Source organism: Mucilaginibacter oryzae, assembly GCF_003148845.1.
Taxonomy (GTDB): domain Bacteria; phylum Bacteroidota; class Bacteroidia; order Sphingobacteriales; family Sphingobacteriaceae; genus Mucilaginibacter; species Mucilaginibacter oryzae.
In genome coordinates this window covers 829,334-843,706 of sequence record NZ_QGHA01000001.1, presented here as the reverse complement: position 1 = coordinate 843,706, position 14,373 = coordinate 829,334, and the positions used below count along the sequence as shown (strand labels likewise).

Here is a 14,373-nt window from a genome sequence, read left to right as displayed (position 1 = left end):
TGGTATAGGCTAATTTGAACATTTTATTATTAATAGTTTATATGGATCTCGTGCTTAAAGAGGAACACGGTTTTAGTTACATCGATGAGGGCGAAGGTGAGGTGCTGTTACTGCTGCATGGTTTAATGGGCGCGTTAAGCAACTGGGAAGGTGTGGTTAACGAATTTAAATCAAAATACAGGGTAATTATACCTATGCTGCCAATTTATGATATGCCTCTTATTAGCACGGGCGTTAAGAGCCTTTCCAAATTTGTGCATAAGTTTATCAAGTTTAAAAAGCTGAGCAATATCATTATGCTGGGTAATTCGCTTGGCGGGCACGTGGCACTGGTTTATTTAACCGCGCATCCTGAAAACGTTAAGGCGCTTGTTTTAACCGGCAGCTCAGGTTTATATGAAAACGCTTTCGGTGGTTCGTTTCCGCGCCGGGAGAGTATTGATTTTGTTCGCGAAAAAGTACAGTTCACTTTTTACGATCCTGCAATAGCAACAGATGAGCTTGTACAGGATGTGTATCAAACTATTAACGACAGGCACAAGGTGATCAGGTTGCTGGCCATGGCAAAATCGGCCATCAGGCATAACATGAAAAAAGAACTGCATAAGCTAACCCTTCCGGTATCTTTAATATGGGGCCGTAATGATAAGATTACCCCGCCCGAAGTTGCGGTAGAGTTTAACGAACTGCTGCCCGATTCTGAACTGCACTGGATTGATAAATGCGGCCATGCCCCCATGATGGAGCACCCGGAAGAATTTAATACTTTGCTTAAACAGTTTTTAACTAAATTAGAGGCCAAAGTGAATGCATAAATGATAGCGCTCGACCTGTTAGCTGATTCGATACCGCCGGTACACACTTCTGATACCATACAGAAAGTGCTTGACCGTATGGTTGAGTTTCGCCTCAGGCATTTGCCTATTGTAAACGAAGAACAGTTTTTAGGTTTGCTGGCCGAAGACGACCTGATTGCCGAAAGCAACTATCAAACGCAGATTGGCGCCCTGGCACTTTCGCTGGTAAATCCGTATGTGTTGGAAGATCAGCATATTTATGATGTGATCAGGTTGTTTTATGAACAACAGCTTACGGTGGTGCCCGTGCTTGATGCCAAAAACAATTATCTCGGCCTGGTATCCATAAACGCTATTACCGAATATTTCGCTAAGATTACTTCAGTATCGCAACCCGGAGGCATTATTGTACTAGAGATCAGTAATAAAAATAATTCGCTGGCGCATATGGCACAGATTGTTGAATCGGATAATGCCCAGATCCTGAGCTCTTATGTGCAGGCCTATCCCGATTCCACCCGGATGGAGGTTACCCTTAAGATAAACAAACAGGATATTTCGGCCATCATAGCCAGCTTTTTACGTTACGAGTACGATATCAAAGCCTCTTTTAATCATACCGATATTAATGATACTGCGCGGGACAGGTATGATTCGCTGATGAACTACCTGAATTTGTAGTCGCAAGTCCGGAGTTTAAAGTATCAAGTCCTGATTCGTGGCCTAAAATAATATAGTACTGAAGACTTAGAACTTACAACTTAAGACTTTCGACTTAGAACTTCTAACTTTAACTCACACCAGATTATACGCCTGCGCAAATTTCACCGCGTCGTAATTGTTTTTTAAACCCAGTTTGTTTTTGATGTTTTTTCGATGGGTTTCGGCAGTTGCCGCGGCGATAAAAAGTTTGGCCGCTATCTCTGGCGAACTCATGCCCATGGCTATATATTTCAAAATCTCCCTTTCGCGCCGGGTGAGCCTTGAAAATAAAAGATTGTTTTGGCGCAAAAAAGCCACCTCGTTCATCAGCCGGTTTACCTTGGTGGTAATGTGGTGTGTCGGATCAAGCATACTGGCTATGGTTAACAGATGGGTAACCTCCCCGGTCTCGTTGCGGGCAAAAACTTTGGTGTTGCTTACAAACAATTGCCATTCGGTTTTTTCAGGAACGCGTACCTGCTGAAAGTATGATACCTGCTGCCGCCCGCCGGTTTTTATTAAGTGCAGAATTTTAGGCACATATTCGTCGCTGTCTTCGGCGTTAAAATATTTTACATGATAGGTTTCTGAACCTATAGCCTGTATTTCTTCAAGCGTAGTGCCTAATATGTCCAGTCCCGGTTGGTTCATATAAACTATTCGCAGGCTTTCAACTTCATGAATGATCAGGGCCGCGGGAAGCTCATCGGCCATAAATTGTATGTGTTTTAATTTTTGTACTAAATGCTGATCCATGAAACAAAAGCAACTGATTTAAGGGTAAGGAAGCTAAAAATAGTTAAAATTAATTATTTTACCTTGAGGTTATTTGACTGTTTTGGTTACCAAAACGATGTTTTTTTAAAAATAAATGCAAACATTAATTGATGAATTGCGCTTATGCAAGTGATTGGCGACAAGGCTTGCCCGGTTCAGGCCGATCGGGATTTTAAACTTATGCGGATATTAATTTATTTGCATTGCTGCGTTAATGTACTTTCAAAGTTCGATATTCGCTTTTTTAAAAAATGAAAATAGCAGTTTACGGCAGGCCGTTCAACGAGCCGTCTGTTTTACCTTTTATACAGCAGGTGTTTGATAACCTCGCCCATCATGGAGTTGATATTTACGTTCATCAGCAACTTCACGAGTATTTGCAGGATAAGCTCAGCACGGTACATTATAAAGTATTACGCCCGGCCGAAACCCTGAAAGGCTTTATTGATATTTTTATAACCCTTGGCGGCGATGGTACCCTGCTTGATATGGTAACCGTCATCCGCGATTCAGGCATTCCGGTTATTGGTATCAACTTCGGGCGTCTTGGTTTTTTGGCCAGCGTAAATAAAAACGATATCACCGCAGCCATTCATGCTGTAGTGAACCGGCAGTTTACCTATGATTGTCGCGAACTGCTTAAGATTGATTCGCCCAATAATGTTTTTGGTGATAATAACTTCGCGCTAAATGATGTAACTATCCATAAACGTGATGATGGGGCCATGATTATTACCCACGTATTTTTAAACGATGAGTTTTTAAACTCGTACTGGGGCGATGGTATTATCATCTCCACTTCAACCGGATCAACTGCCTATTCATTAAGCTGCGGCGGCCCGATCATTTTTCCGCAATCCAACACCATCGTTGTAACGCCGGTATCGCCCCATAACCTTAACGTGCGACCTATTGTTATTCCTGATACCAGTAAGCTTTGCTTTGAGGTGGAAAGCCGCAGCGCCAACTATATTGTTTCCTGCGATTCGCGCACCGAGGTTTTGGATCAAACGGTTAAGTTTCATGTACAAAAGGCCGGTTTCGAACTTAATTTGATCCGCCTTAATAATGAAAGCTACTTATCAACGTTAAGAAATAAATTGCTATGGGGCCTTGATGCCCGTAACTACTAAATTTATCGGATGTCTAAAATTTTACTCTTCATAGCTTTTTTTTGTTTCACTTATCAGTTACAGGCGCAAACCTGGGAAATTGGCGGTTCGATAGGGGGGGCGGGCTATATCGGCGATCTTAATCCCAATAACCCTGTCAAGATAAGCGGGGTTTCTGCCGGTATCTTTGGCAAGCGTAACTTTAACGGTTATCTTTCGGCCAGATTAAATTTTGCTGTAGGTAATATCGCCGCCTATGACAGCCGTTCAGATAACGCGCAATTTCGCGAACGTAACCTCAACTTTAAAGATCAGCTGCGTGAAGCCAGTATCATCGGGGAGTTTAACTTCATGAACTATATACCCGATGCAGGGCCTAATAAATACACACCTTATATATTCGCTGGTGTAGGCATAACCTCTTATGCGCCGCGGGCGCAGGATTTCGATGGGAGGGAGGTTGGTCTCCGCCAGTTAAAAACCGAAGGCCAGGCTAAGCCGTATGGTAACAATACTCTTGTTATTCCTTATGGCGTTGGCATTAAGTATAATTTTTCGGGGAAGTTTTCAATTATGGCCGACATGGGATACCGTTATACCTTTACCGATTATCTTGATGATGTAAGCGGGGTTTATGCTGATAAAAACTCATTTGTCAATTCGACAGCAAGAGCCCTTTCGGATAGATCGGGCGAATTAACGGGTATTTATACCGGTACTGCGGGTTCGCAACGTGGTGATCTTAAACCGCGCGATACTTATTTTTTCCTCAATTTCACCATCGCCTTTACGTTTGTAACCTCACGCTGTTACTATTAAAACATTAAACAATGTTAATCTGAACCTGCTAAGTTGCGTTCGTTCAAAATTATTCTGCCGCTTAGGAGAATAATTAAAAATTTAATTCGTTATAAAATTATAATTCAGTATTTAATTCTGTTTATTTATTAAATATCGTAATTAAGTACTGAGCTTAAATTTTAACCTTAATCCTTAAAGTCATGGCCGAATTAAATTCTTCATCTCCAAACGCAGGCGGAAAACACAAACGTAAACGAATGAGCACCCGGGTTGATTTGACCGCAATGGTTGATCTGGCATTTCTCCTCATTACCTTTTTTATCATGACCACCACGCTGGCTAAATCAAAAGCAATGGATCTGGCTATGCCGGTTGATGGGCCAAATGATTTTGTAGGTGCCAGCCGCACTCTCACTGTTTTGCTTGGTAAAAATAACCAGGCAATGTACTTTTTAGGCGAACTCAAAAATCCAATTATTGCTCCATCGGTAACCGGTTTTTCAGCCAATGGGTTGCGTAAAGCGATCATTGAAACCAATAAAAAAGTGCACGACAAAACAGGCAAATCAATGATTGTGCTTATTAAACCCGGCGATAAATCGCAATACAGTAGTTTGGTGGGCACGCTTGACGAAATGGCTATTACCGGTATACAGCAATATGCCATAGTTAATATTGAACCGGGCGACGTGGAAGTCCTTAAACAAAAAGGTATATAATAATGTAACGCTTTTGTAAGTAATTTACAGGCAGCTTTTTACCAGCCTTGTACAACCATTTAACAATAAATGATTGCACAAGGCCTTTTCTGTTTTATTATAGTTGATTCAATTATTATGAAAAATGGCGGTTTACACAGTTAACTGAATGTTTTTGATGCATTATTTGCAATAACATTTTCTTTTAGTGCGGGATACTAAAAAAATACAAAGTAAGTTTTACCTTTGTACGCTGAAAAATCCGGCAATTTGGATGCTGAAAATGGCGGGAAGAGATTGATTTTATTAACTTTTTCTAATAACCGAAGATCACAGGTTTAATTATTGATGAGGAATTTTACACAAATGTGCTTGTGCCGGGTGGCTTTTGATAATGAGTAATATGGATTATTTGGATCAGATCAATTTGTCGAAAATACCACAGCACGTAGCTATCATTATGGATGGTAATGGGCGTTGGGCTAAAGGCAAAGGCAAATTAAGGATCTTTGGGCATCACAATGGGGTAACATCTGTTAGGGATGTTGTTGAGGGTGCCGATAAATTAGGTATTAAATATATCACACTATATACATTTTCGTCCGAAAACTGGAACCGCCCCAAGCTGGAGGTGATGGCTATCATGGAACTTATGGTGAGCACTATCCATAAGGAAGTGCCCGGCTTTATGAAAAACAACATTAAGCTGAACGCCATTGGCGATTTGGATATGCTGCCCGAAAAATGTTACAATGAACTGCAAAACGCTATCGAGATCACAGCAGGTAACACCGGTGTGGTACTTACCTTGGCTTTAAGCTACAGTTCGCGCCGCGAAATTGTGCGGGCCGCTAAAAATATCGCTGTTAAAGTAAAAAACGGCGAATTGGATGTAAACGATATCAATGAAGATGTTTTTGAGCAAAACCTGTTTACAGGTGATATGCCGAACCCCGAACTGCTGATCCGAACCAGTGGAGAATACCGTATCAGTAATTATTTATTGTGGCAAATTGCTTATGCCGAGTTGTATTTTACAACCAAGCTGTGGCCCGATTTCAGGAAGGAAGACCTGTATGAGGCCGTGCTTGATTTCCAGAAACGCGAACGCCGCTTTGGGATGACGAGCGAGCAGGTGAACTAAATTTTTACTTTTAACAAAAATTAACAACTGTATAAATTATTTTTAGCCCACTAAAATATTCGAATGTATAAATTTCTTTTTGCTATTCTTTTCTCGGTTTTGGCTACTTCGGCATTCGCCCAGATATCCAATGGGCCGAGGCCTTCGCTGTCAAAATCTATACCGGCTGATAGTTTAAGTTACCTTAATCCTAAAGATTATATCATTGGTGGTATTACTGTTAGTGGCGCAAAATACCTTGATAAAGACATCTTAGTACAGTTATCTAAATTAACCAAAGGCGATAGGATCAACCTGCCGGGCGAGCGTAACGCCGAGGTGTTGAAAAACCTGTATTCGCAGGGCTTGTTTGATGATGTGCAGTTAAACATCACCAAAATAAATATGGATACCGTTTATCTTGAAATAGCGGTTACCGAGCGCCCCCGTTTATCGCGTATGCATATTACCGGCATCCGCAAAGGTGAAATTGAAGATGTGCAGAAAAAACTGAATGATCGGGTTGGTAAAATTGTAAATGAAAACCTCATCAGTACCACCACCGCTATCATCAAGAAACATTTCAACGAAAAAGGCTTCTTAAATACTACGGTTACCATAACCCAACGTAAAGACCAGGGCGATGTAAACAGCGTAATACTTGATGTTGCTATTAATAAGAAGACCAAGGTTAAAATTAACGATGTTATTTTTGAAGGTAACAAGGCGTTTAGTACAGGTACTTTGCGTGGCTTTTTAAGTAAAACCCGTAAACGTAAGTGGTATAACATTTTTGGCTCGAAGAAATTTAAGCAGGATAAGTACGAAGAGGATAAACAAAACCTTATCGAAAAAATGCAGGGCAGGGGCTATCGTGATGCCGAGATCCTGAGCGATTCGGTTTGGAAGCACGATGACGAAACTGTAAACGTAAAAATTAAAGTGTACGAAGGCCCTAAATATTACTTTGGTAAAGTAAAATGGTCTGGCAATGCCAAGTACAGCACCGATTTATTGAACAGGATCATCCACATTAAAAAAGGGGATGTGTTTAGCGAAGACGAGTTAACCAAGCGCTTGAGCGGCCCGACTCCGGGCAACGACGATGTTTCATCACTGTATTTAAATGATGGTTACCTTACGTTTAACGCCGATCCGGTACAAACCCGTGTTTATAATGATACGGTAGATGTAGACATCCGCGTGTATGAAGGTCCGCAGTATACCATCAACCGGGTTATGCTTAAAGGTAACGATGTTACCAATGATAAAGTAGTAATGCGCGAGATCCAGACCAAGCCGGGGCAAAAGTTTAATAAGGAATTGCTGATCCGCAGCGCGCGTGAAATTGGCCAGTTAGGTAACTTCGACGAGCAGAAAACCGAGCCTAAGCCAACCAATATCAATCCGCAGGATGGTACGGTTGACCTGGTATACAACGTGGTTGAAAGACCGTCAGACCAGATAGAACTTTCAGGTGGTTTTGGCGGCGGCCAGTTGGTGGGTACTTTAGGCTTAACTTTCAACAACTTCTCGTTAAGAAATATTTTCAACCTTAAAGCTTACAAACCGTTGCCTAAAGGTGACGGCCAGAAACTGAGCTTACGCGGCCAGTCAAGCGGTCGTACTTACCAAAACTTCTCGTTTACTTTCTCCGAGCCATGGTTAGGCGGTAAAAAGCCTATCTACTTTGCGTTATCGGCTTATACACAGGGAAGTTCAACCGGCCAGTACTATGCTAAGTCTGATCCTCGTTATAATAAATTACGTATTAACGGTATCGGTGTTACCTTGGGTAAACGTTTAAAATGGCCTGATAACTATTTCCAGTTAAACTACTCGCTTAACTTTGACCACTATAGCCTGGATAACTACGGCGGTTACCTGTTCACCAACGGTACCTCATACAACATCAAGTTAACCCAGGAACTAAGCCGTAACTCGATAGATGCGCCAATTTTCCCAACTTCGGGCTCAAACATCAAATTAACTATCCAGGCTACTCCGCCATATTCATTATTTAACAACATCAACTACAAAATCGCTACACCCGAAGATCGTTATCATTTTGTGGAGTACTACAAGTTTAAATACGATGCGCAATGGTTTTCGAAACTGGTTGGCAAGTTTGTATTGATGTCGCAGGTGAGGTTCGGTTTCCTTGGCCAGTATAACCATGAGGTTGGCCCATCACCGTTCGAGCGCTTTAAATTAGGTGGCGACGGTATGCAGAGTTACCAGTTTTTACAGGGTAGCGAGATCATCGGCTTACGTGGTTACCAAAACTTCTCTATCGTACCTGAAGGATCAAACGAAACGCAGAATACCAACACCGGTAGCGCTATTTACAATAAGTACACTTTAGAGTTACGTCACCCGGTTATTGCCAGCCAGTCGGCAACCATATTCCTGCTGGCCTTTGCCGAGGGTGGTAATGCCTGGAACCAGTTCAGCCAGTTTAATCCGTTTAACGTAAGGCGTTCGGTAGGTGTTGGCGCAAGGATATTTTTACCTATATTTGGTTTACTTGGTTTGGATTATGGCTATGGCTTTGATAAAATACCGGGACAACCTGATGCAAACAAAGGCCAGTTCCATTTTACAATTTCTCAGAGTTTATCCGGCGGATTTAATTAATTTGCGTAACGATATATGAAAAAGATAATTTTGTTGGCTTTTTTAACGTTTACTGCTTTTGCAGGTGCGTACGCGCAGCGTTTTGCTTATGTAGATTCGGACTATATATTAAAACATATGCCCGAGTACGCTTCATCGCAAAAGCAACTGGCCGCGTTATCTGATCAATGGCAAAAAGAGGTTGACGGCCGTTTCCAGGAAATTGACCGCCTTTATAAGGCCTACCAGGCCGACCAGGTGCTGATGACCCCGGATATGAAGAAGCGCCGTGAGGCCGAGATTGTAGAAAAAGAAAAGGCCGCGAAGGATTTTCAACGCCAGAAATTCGGCCCGGACGGTGAGCTTTCTCAAAAGAGCACTGCGCTGATTAAACCAATTCAGGATAGGGTGTCTAAAGCTGTACAAGCAGTAGCCGAGGGCGATAACCTGGATATGATATTTGACAAAAACAGCGAGGTGATGATGTTGTACGCAAACCCGCGGTATGATAAAAGCGCGGATGTGATCACAAAATTGGGCCTTAAACCCGGAGTATTTGCTAAGTAATTACAAAAAAATAAATTCGAACTATTATTAATTTCAGAACAAGACGACAAATGAAAAAACTATTTAAAGTTGCCTTAGTTGCAGTAGGTATGTTATTTGTGGGCAGCTTTGCAAATGCACAGTCTAAAATTGGTCATATTAACTTTAACCAGCTTATTGATTTGATGCCCGAAACCAAAACTGTTTCTACTTCATTACAGGCATATCAAAAAACATTCATTGATCAGATGACCACCATGAACAATGAATACCAGGCCAAGGTTAAAGAGTATACCGATAAAAGAACAACCATGACCGATGCTGTACGCACTGCGAAGGAAAACGAGCTGACCGATATGCAGAAACGTATGAACGATTACCAAAACAATGCCCAGCAGCAGGTTGATGCCAAAAGGCAGGAATTAGGTAAGCCGATTATTGATAAAGCTACCGCAGCTGTACAGGCCATAGCAAAAGAAAAAGGTTATGCTTACGTACTGGATTCTTCACAAATAACCTTATTGGTTGCGCCTGATGCCGACGATTTGATGGCCGCTGCTAAATTAAAATTAGGTTTAAAATAACAAAATGTAAAATATGAGAAAGCGCCCTGTATATCCGGGACGCTTTTTTTATGTTTGCGGGGCACCGTTTATGGCTGCTTAAAATAGGTTATAGGTTTTGGATGTTCCTGTTCATCATCAAACTTTAGGCAGTCTTAAATTTCAGCGGGAAGTGCTCCCGATATAACACAAAATAAGATCATCAAATAAACACAGGACAAAACAAAATGAAAAAGTTTTTTAAAGTTGCCTTAGTTGCCGCGGGCATGTTATTCGCCACCAGCTTTGCTAAAGCACAAACCAAAATCGGTTATATCAACTTCAGCCAGGTTATCGACCAGATGCCCGAAACCAAAACTGTTTCTGCATCATTGCAAGCTTTTCAAAAAACATTTATTGATCAGCTCACTACCATGAACAACGAGTTTCAAACCAAAGGCGAAGATTACCAAAAAAACCGCGCAACCATGACCGATGCAGTACGTACTGCCAAAGAAGCTGAACTGCAGGACATACAAAAACGTATGAATGATTACCAGAACAACGCGCAGCAACAGGTAGAAGCTAAAAAGAACGAGCTGGGTAAACCGCTTGTTGATAAGGCAACTGCTGCCGTGCAGGCCGTAGCTAAAGAAAAAGGTTACGCTTACGTGGTTGATTCATCGCAGGTGACTTTAATTGTATCGCCTCCGGGAGATGATATGATGGCTGCCGTTAAATTGAAATTAGGTTTAAAATAAAATCACCTTTAAGTAATTTATACAAAAGCGCCCCGTACTGCGGGGCGCTTTTGTTATTTTTGTATATGTTAAACCAACCTATCGGTATTTTTGATTCGGGCTTTGGCGGCTTAACCGTGTTTCGTTCAATTATAGAGCAACTGCCCGGCTACGATTATATTTATTTAGGCGATAACGCCCGTGCGCCATACGGTAACCGATCATTCAGTACCATACATCAATACACCTGGGAGTGTGTGCAATGGATGTTTGGCCAGGGTTGCCCGCTGGTGATACTGGCCTGTAACACGGCTTCGGCAAAGGCTTTGCGAACCATCCAGCAGCAGGACCTGAAACATATCGATGATCCGTTAAAAAGGGTATTAGGTGTGATCCGCCCAACGGCAGAAGTTATCGGCAATTACTCTAAAACCGGCGAGATCGGGGTGTTGGGTACCAAGGGCACCGTAACATCCGGTTCGTACCTGCTCGAGATCAATAACTTTTTTCCGGATATTAAAGTCTACCAGCAGGCCTGTCCGCTTTGGGTACCCCTGATAGAGAACGGTGAATACGATAAACCGGGTGCCGACTTTTTTGTGCAGTTATACCTTGATCAGATTATGTCGCAATCTGCAAATATCGATACCATTTTACTGGCCTGTACACATTACCCTATCATCCGGGATAAAATAAAGGCCCATTTACCTGAAGGGATCAATGTAATTGGTCAGGGCGATATTGTAGCTAAAAGCCTGGTTGATTATTTGAACCGTCACCCGGAGATAGAACAGAAAATAACCCGCAACGGAACCACAAAATTTTATACCACCACCGATGATACTGCCGACTTTGATCACCACGCCTCGCTGTTTTTCTCGGCCCCGGTAAAATCGAATTTTATTTCGGCTAACGATTTGGTTGTCTGTAAGTGAGTAGTTTATGTCTGAATCAGAACTAACAGAATTTTAGAATTAACAGAATATTTTTTTTAATAGCAATTCTACTTGAGTCGGAGATTCAAGTGGTTTTACACCACGGGTTACGCTGCGCTAAACCCGCGGCAGTTATTATCTAATACTACGCATTTCGCATCGCGAAATGCGTAGTATAGCTTGTAAATTATTCTGTTAATTCTAAAATTCTGTAAATTCTGATTCAGACAACCAACTAACCCCATCAACTTTATATATAATTCAATCATTCTAAATAACGTAACATTTACTTAAGTTTGCACCCTTAAGTAAATATTCCTGTTGAACTACTATATAACATATTTTATCGCGGCAATCGGGTTGTTCAGTTTCTCAGCCATTTTTGCATTATTCGGTGTTTACGCCGAGCGTAAAATATCGGCTTTTATACAGGATAGGCTTGGCCCCACCGAAACCGGCAAGTACGGCACGCTGCAAACCTTTGCCGATATTTTAAAAATGCTGCAAAAGGAGTTAATTGTACCTGCGGCTGCCGATAAATGGCTGTTTATGCTGGCTCCGGCGGTAATATTCATTGCGGTTTACCTGGGCTTCGCTGCTTTGCCCTGGGCTCCGGGGCTCATCCCTTCTAAAACCAATATCGGCTTATACTATATTTTCGCTATCATTTCTATCGAAACTTTGGGGATCCTGATGGCAGGATGGGGATCGAACAATAAATACTCCATACTGGGCGCCATGCGTTCGGCAGCACAGATCATCTCGTATGAGATTCCGGCAGGCTTTGCCATTATCTCGGTAGTAATGATTGCCCAAACGTTGGACCTGCAGGTGATTTCTAATCAACAGGGTATCCTCGCTGCCGAAAAAATAAAATTCGCGGGGTTTTGGGATGTGACCAATATTGGCGGTTTGTTGAGCTGGAATATATTCCGTGCTCCGCATTTGCTGATCGCTTTTGTGATCTATTTTATAGCATCGCTGGCCGAAAGTAACCGCGCCCCGTTTGATATTCCGGAGGCTGAGTCTGAGTTGGTAGCCGGTTTTCATACCGAGTTTACCGGGATCCGGTTTGCCCTGGTATTTTTGGCCGAATATTCGATGATGTTCCTGGTATCTATGATAGCGGTGATTTTGTTTTTAGGTGCCTGGAACACCCCGCTGCCAAACATAGGCAGCGTAAAGCTGGCCACCTGGACAACCGGCATAGCCTGGGGGATATTTTGGGTAGTACTGAAAACATTAGGCCTGGTAGCCGTACAAATGTGGATCAGGTGGACACTGCCCCGTTTGCGCGTAGACCAGCTGATGAACCTCTGCTGGAAGGTATTAACCCCGCTGGCTTTTGCCTGCATGCTCATATCGGGCGTGTGGCGCTTGTGGCTGATGTGAATTTTTGATTTCGGATTTCGGATGTTCGATTTCGGAATTAAAAGAATAGAGATTTATAATTGATAAGACATAATAAAAATGATCGGATACTTAGTGCATTGTCAGGCTTTATCCTGGCAATTCTAAATCCTAAAAATCATGGTGCAGAAAGTAATTAAGGCGTTCACAACTGCATGGAAAGGTTTAAGCCTTACCATCCGTCACCTTTTTGTGGGTAACACAAAGCGTGAGGTGCTTACCGTGAGCGATACCAATTATTTTAAGCAACTGGAAAAAGGTACCAATACCATTCAGTACCCAAAGCAGCAGTTACCTGTGCCTGAGGTTGGCCGTTACCAGTTGGATGTGGAGATGGACGATTGTATCGTGTGCGACTTATGCGCCAAGGTTTGCCCTGTAAATTGTATCGATATCGAATCGATCAAGGCTACCGAGGCTATCGGTCAAACATCCGACGGAACTACCAAACGTTTATATGCTGCCAAATTTGATATCGATATGGCTAAGTGCATGTACTGTGGCTTGTGCACTATTGTGTGCCCTACCGAGTGCATCACCATGACCAACCAGTACGATAAAACCGTATTCCAGTTAAGCGACCTGGTTTACCAATTCTCGGATATGTCGCCCGAAGACGCCGCCGAAAAACGCGCCTTATTTGATAAACAACAAGCCGAAAAACAGGCGGCCAAATTAGCCGCCATGAAACAAAAGGAGGGAGGGGCATGAGCATGATCCGCCTGATGTTTTATGTGATGAGCTTTATCGCTATAGCTTCGGCTTTATATGCCGCATTGAGCAAAAACCTGGTACGCAGTATTTTTGTGTTTTTTGTAACGCTGTTCGCATTGGCGGGGCTTTACGTGCTGGCCCTGGCCGATTTTGTGGCCGTAACGCAGGTGGTGATCTATGTTGGCGGTATTTTGGTGTTGATCCTGTTCGCGTTTATGCTTTCGCGGCGGGAAACTTTAAATGTAATTCAACAACGCAAAAGTACATTTATTAACATGGCTAAAGTACCGGCCCTTATTTTGGCAGCACTGTTTTTAGTGGTGCTGGTAAACGTGATACTGAAAGCTGATGCCGATAACCTGCCGTGGATCAAAGAAGCTATCGCACAGAAGAATGTGATCACACCAACATCATCAACCATAGATAACATTGGTGTTAACCTCATGACCACCTACCTGCTCCCGTTTGAAGCTATTTCCATTTTATTGCTGATGGCTTTGGTAGGCGCGGCGCATTTATCAAGGAAGGAGGGGAGCGCATGATCACCCTAACCGATTTTTTGCTGGTGGGAGCGGTGCTGTTTAGTACCGGTATATACATGATCGTATCCAAGCGTAACTCCATACAGGTGCTGATAGGTATCGAGTTGATGCTGAACGCCGCCATTTTAAACCTGGTTGCCTTTGGCCGGTTTGATAAGCTTAAAAACAGTGGGCAGGTGTTTGCGCTGTTTGCTATTGTATTGGCTGCCGCCACTACCGCGGTAGCATTGGCCATTATCCTGAATGTTTACCGGAGGTATAAAACTATTGATCCGGACGAGATTAAAAATTTAAGGGATTAAATTTCTATAAGTTAAA

Annotated in this window: 16 protein-coding genes; 15 read left to right on the top strand and 1 reads right to left on the bottom strand. The window is 42.5% G+C overall.

What is annotated here, in order from left to right; genetic code table 11:
* The first annotated feature begins 41 nt into the window (after positions 1 to 41).
* Together LX99_RS03690 and LX99_RS03685 are read left to right on the top strand one after the other, a co-directional pair.
* A complete protein-coding gene (locus tag LX99_RS03690; protein WP_022831267.1) occupies positions 42 to 815 on the top strand; it encodes an alpha/beta fold hydrolase in 774 nt (257 codons plus the stop codon).
* A complete protein-coding gene (locus LX99_RS03685) occupies positions 816 to 1,478 on the top strand; it encodes a CBS domain-containing protein (RefSeq protein ID WP_109606475.1) in 663 nt (220 codons plus the stop codon).
* Between the two features lie 114 nt (positions 1,479 to 1,592).
* Here the strand turns inward: LX99_RS03685 and LX99_RS26215 are convergent, their stop codons facing one another.
* Positions 1,593 to 2,255 (bottom strand): response regulator transcription factor, encoded by a 663-nt coding sequence (locus tag LX99_RS26215; RefSeq protein WP_109606473.1) that lies wholly within the window; start codon positions 2,253 to 2,255, stop codon positions 1,593 to 1,595.
* 272 nt (positions 2,256 to 2,527) lie between these two features.
* Between LX99_RS26215 and LX99_RS03675 the strand changes: the two genes are divergently transcribed.
* The 13 genes from LX99_RS03675 (at position 2,528) to nuoK (ending at position 14,357) form a co-directional block, all read left to right on the top strand.
* Entirely contained in the window at positions 2,528 to 3,409 is an 882-nt protein-coding gene (locus LX99_RS03675; protein ID WP_109606471.1) for an NAD kinase, read from the top strand.
* Between the two features lie 9 nt (positions 3,410 to 3,418).
* Positions 3,419 to 4,207, top strand: coding sequence for a type IX secretion system protein PorG (gene porG / locus LX99_RS03670; RefSeq protein WP_109606469.1), 789 nt, complete (start codon positions 3,419 to 3,421; stop codon positions 4,205 to 4,207).
* A 182-nt stretch (positions 4,208 to 4,389) separates the two neighbouring features.
* On the top strand, positions 4,390 to 4,908 hold the full coding sequence (locus tag LX99_RS03665) for an ExbD/TolR family protein (protein WP_109606466.1): 519 nt from the start codon (positions 4,390 to 4,392) through the stop codon (positions 4,906 to 4,908).
* A gap of 382 nt (positions 4,909 to 5,290) precedes the next feature.
* Positions 5,291 to 6,031 (top strand): isoprenyl transferase, encoded by a 741-nt coding sequence (locus tag LX99_RS03660; RefSeq protein WP_109606952.1) that lies wholly within the window; start codon positions 5,291 to 5,293, stop codon positions 6,029 to 6,031.
* Between the two features lie 63 nt (positions 6,032 to 6,094).
* A complete protein-coding gene (gene bamA / locus LX99_RS03655) occupies positions 6,095 to 8,647 on the top strand; it encodes an outer membrane protein assembly factor BamA (RefSeq protein ID WP_109606464.1) in 2,553 nt (850 codons plus the stop codon).
* A gap of 15 nt (positions 8,648 to 8,662) precedes the next feature.
* Positions 8,663 to 9,193, top strand: a complete 531-nt coding sequence (locus LX99_RS03650; RefSeq protein ID WP_022833984.1) for an OmpH family outer membrane protein — start codon at positions 8,663 to 8,665, stop codon at positions 9,191 to 9,193.
* A gap of 50 nt (positions 9,194 to 9,243) precedes the next feature.
* The gene (locus tag LX99_RS03645; RefSeq protein ID WP_109606461.1) at positions 9,244 to 9,756 is read left to right on the top strand and encodes an OmpH family outer membrane protein; all 513 of its coding nucleotides are present in this window, start codon (positions 9,244 to 9,246) and stop codon (positions 9,754 to 9,756) included.
* Between the two features lie 206 nt (positions 9,757 to 9,962).
* Entirely contained in the window at positions 9,963 to 10,475 is a 513-nt protein-coding gene (locus LX99_RS03640) for an OmpH family outer membrane protein (protein WP_022830610.1), read from the top strand.
* Between the two features lie 65 nt (positions 10,476 to 10,540).
* Entirely contained in the window at positions 10,541 to 11,389 is an 849-nt protein-coding gene (gene murI / locus LX99_RS03635) for a glutamate racemase (RefSeq protein ID WP_109606459.1), read from the top strand.
* Between the two features lie 321 nt (positions 11,390 to 11,710).
* Entirely contained in the window at positions 11,711 to 12,781 is a 1,071-nt protein-coding gene (nuoH, locus tag LX99_RS03630; RefSeq protein ID WP_109606457.1) for an NADH-quinone oxidoreductase subunit NuoH, read from the top strand.
* A gap of 138 nt (positions 12,782 to 12,919) precedes the next feature.
* Positions 12,920 to 13,510, top strand: a complete 591-nt coding sequence (locus LX99_RS03625) for a 4Fe-4S binding protein (RefSeq protein WP_109606455.1) — start codon at positions 12,920 to 12,922, stop codon at positions 13,508 to 13,510.
* Positions 13,507 to 14,055 carry an NADH-quinone oxidoreductase subunit J family protein gene (locus LX99_RS03620; RefSeq protein WP_109606453.1) on the top strand — a complete coding sequence of 183 codons (549 nt, stop codon included), beginning with the start codon at positions 13,507 to 13,509 and terminating at the stop codon, positions 14,053 to 14,055. Before LX99_RS03625 ends, LX99_RS03620 begins: the two co-directional genes overlap by 4 nt.
* The gene (nuoK, locus tag LX99_RS03615) at positions 14,052 to 14,357 is read left to right on the top strand and encodes an NADH-quinone oxidoreductase subunit NuoK (RefSeq protein WP_109606451.1); all 306 of its coding nucleotides are present in this window, start codon (positions 14,052 to 14,054) and stop codon (positions 14,355 to 14,357) included. Before LX99_RS03620 ends, nuoK begins: the two co-directional genes overlap by 4 nt.
* Positions 14,358 to 14,373 lie beyond the last annotated feature (16 nt).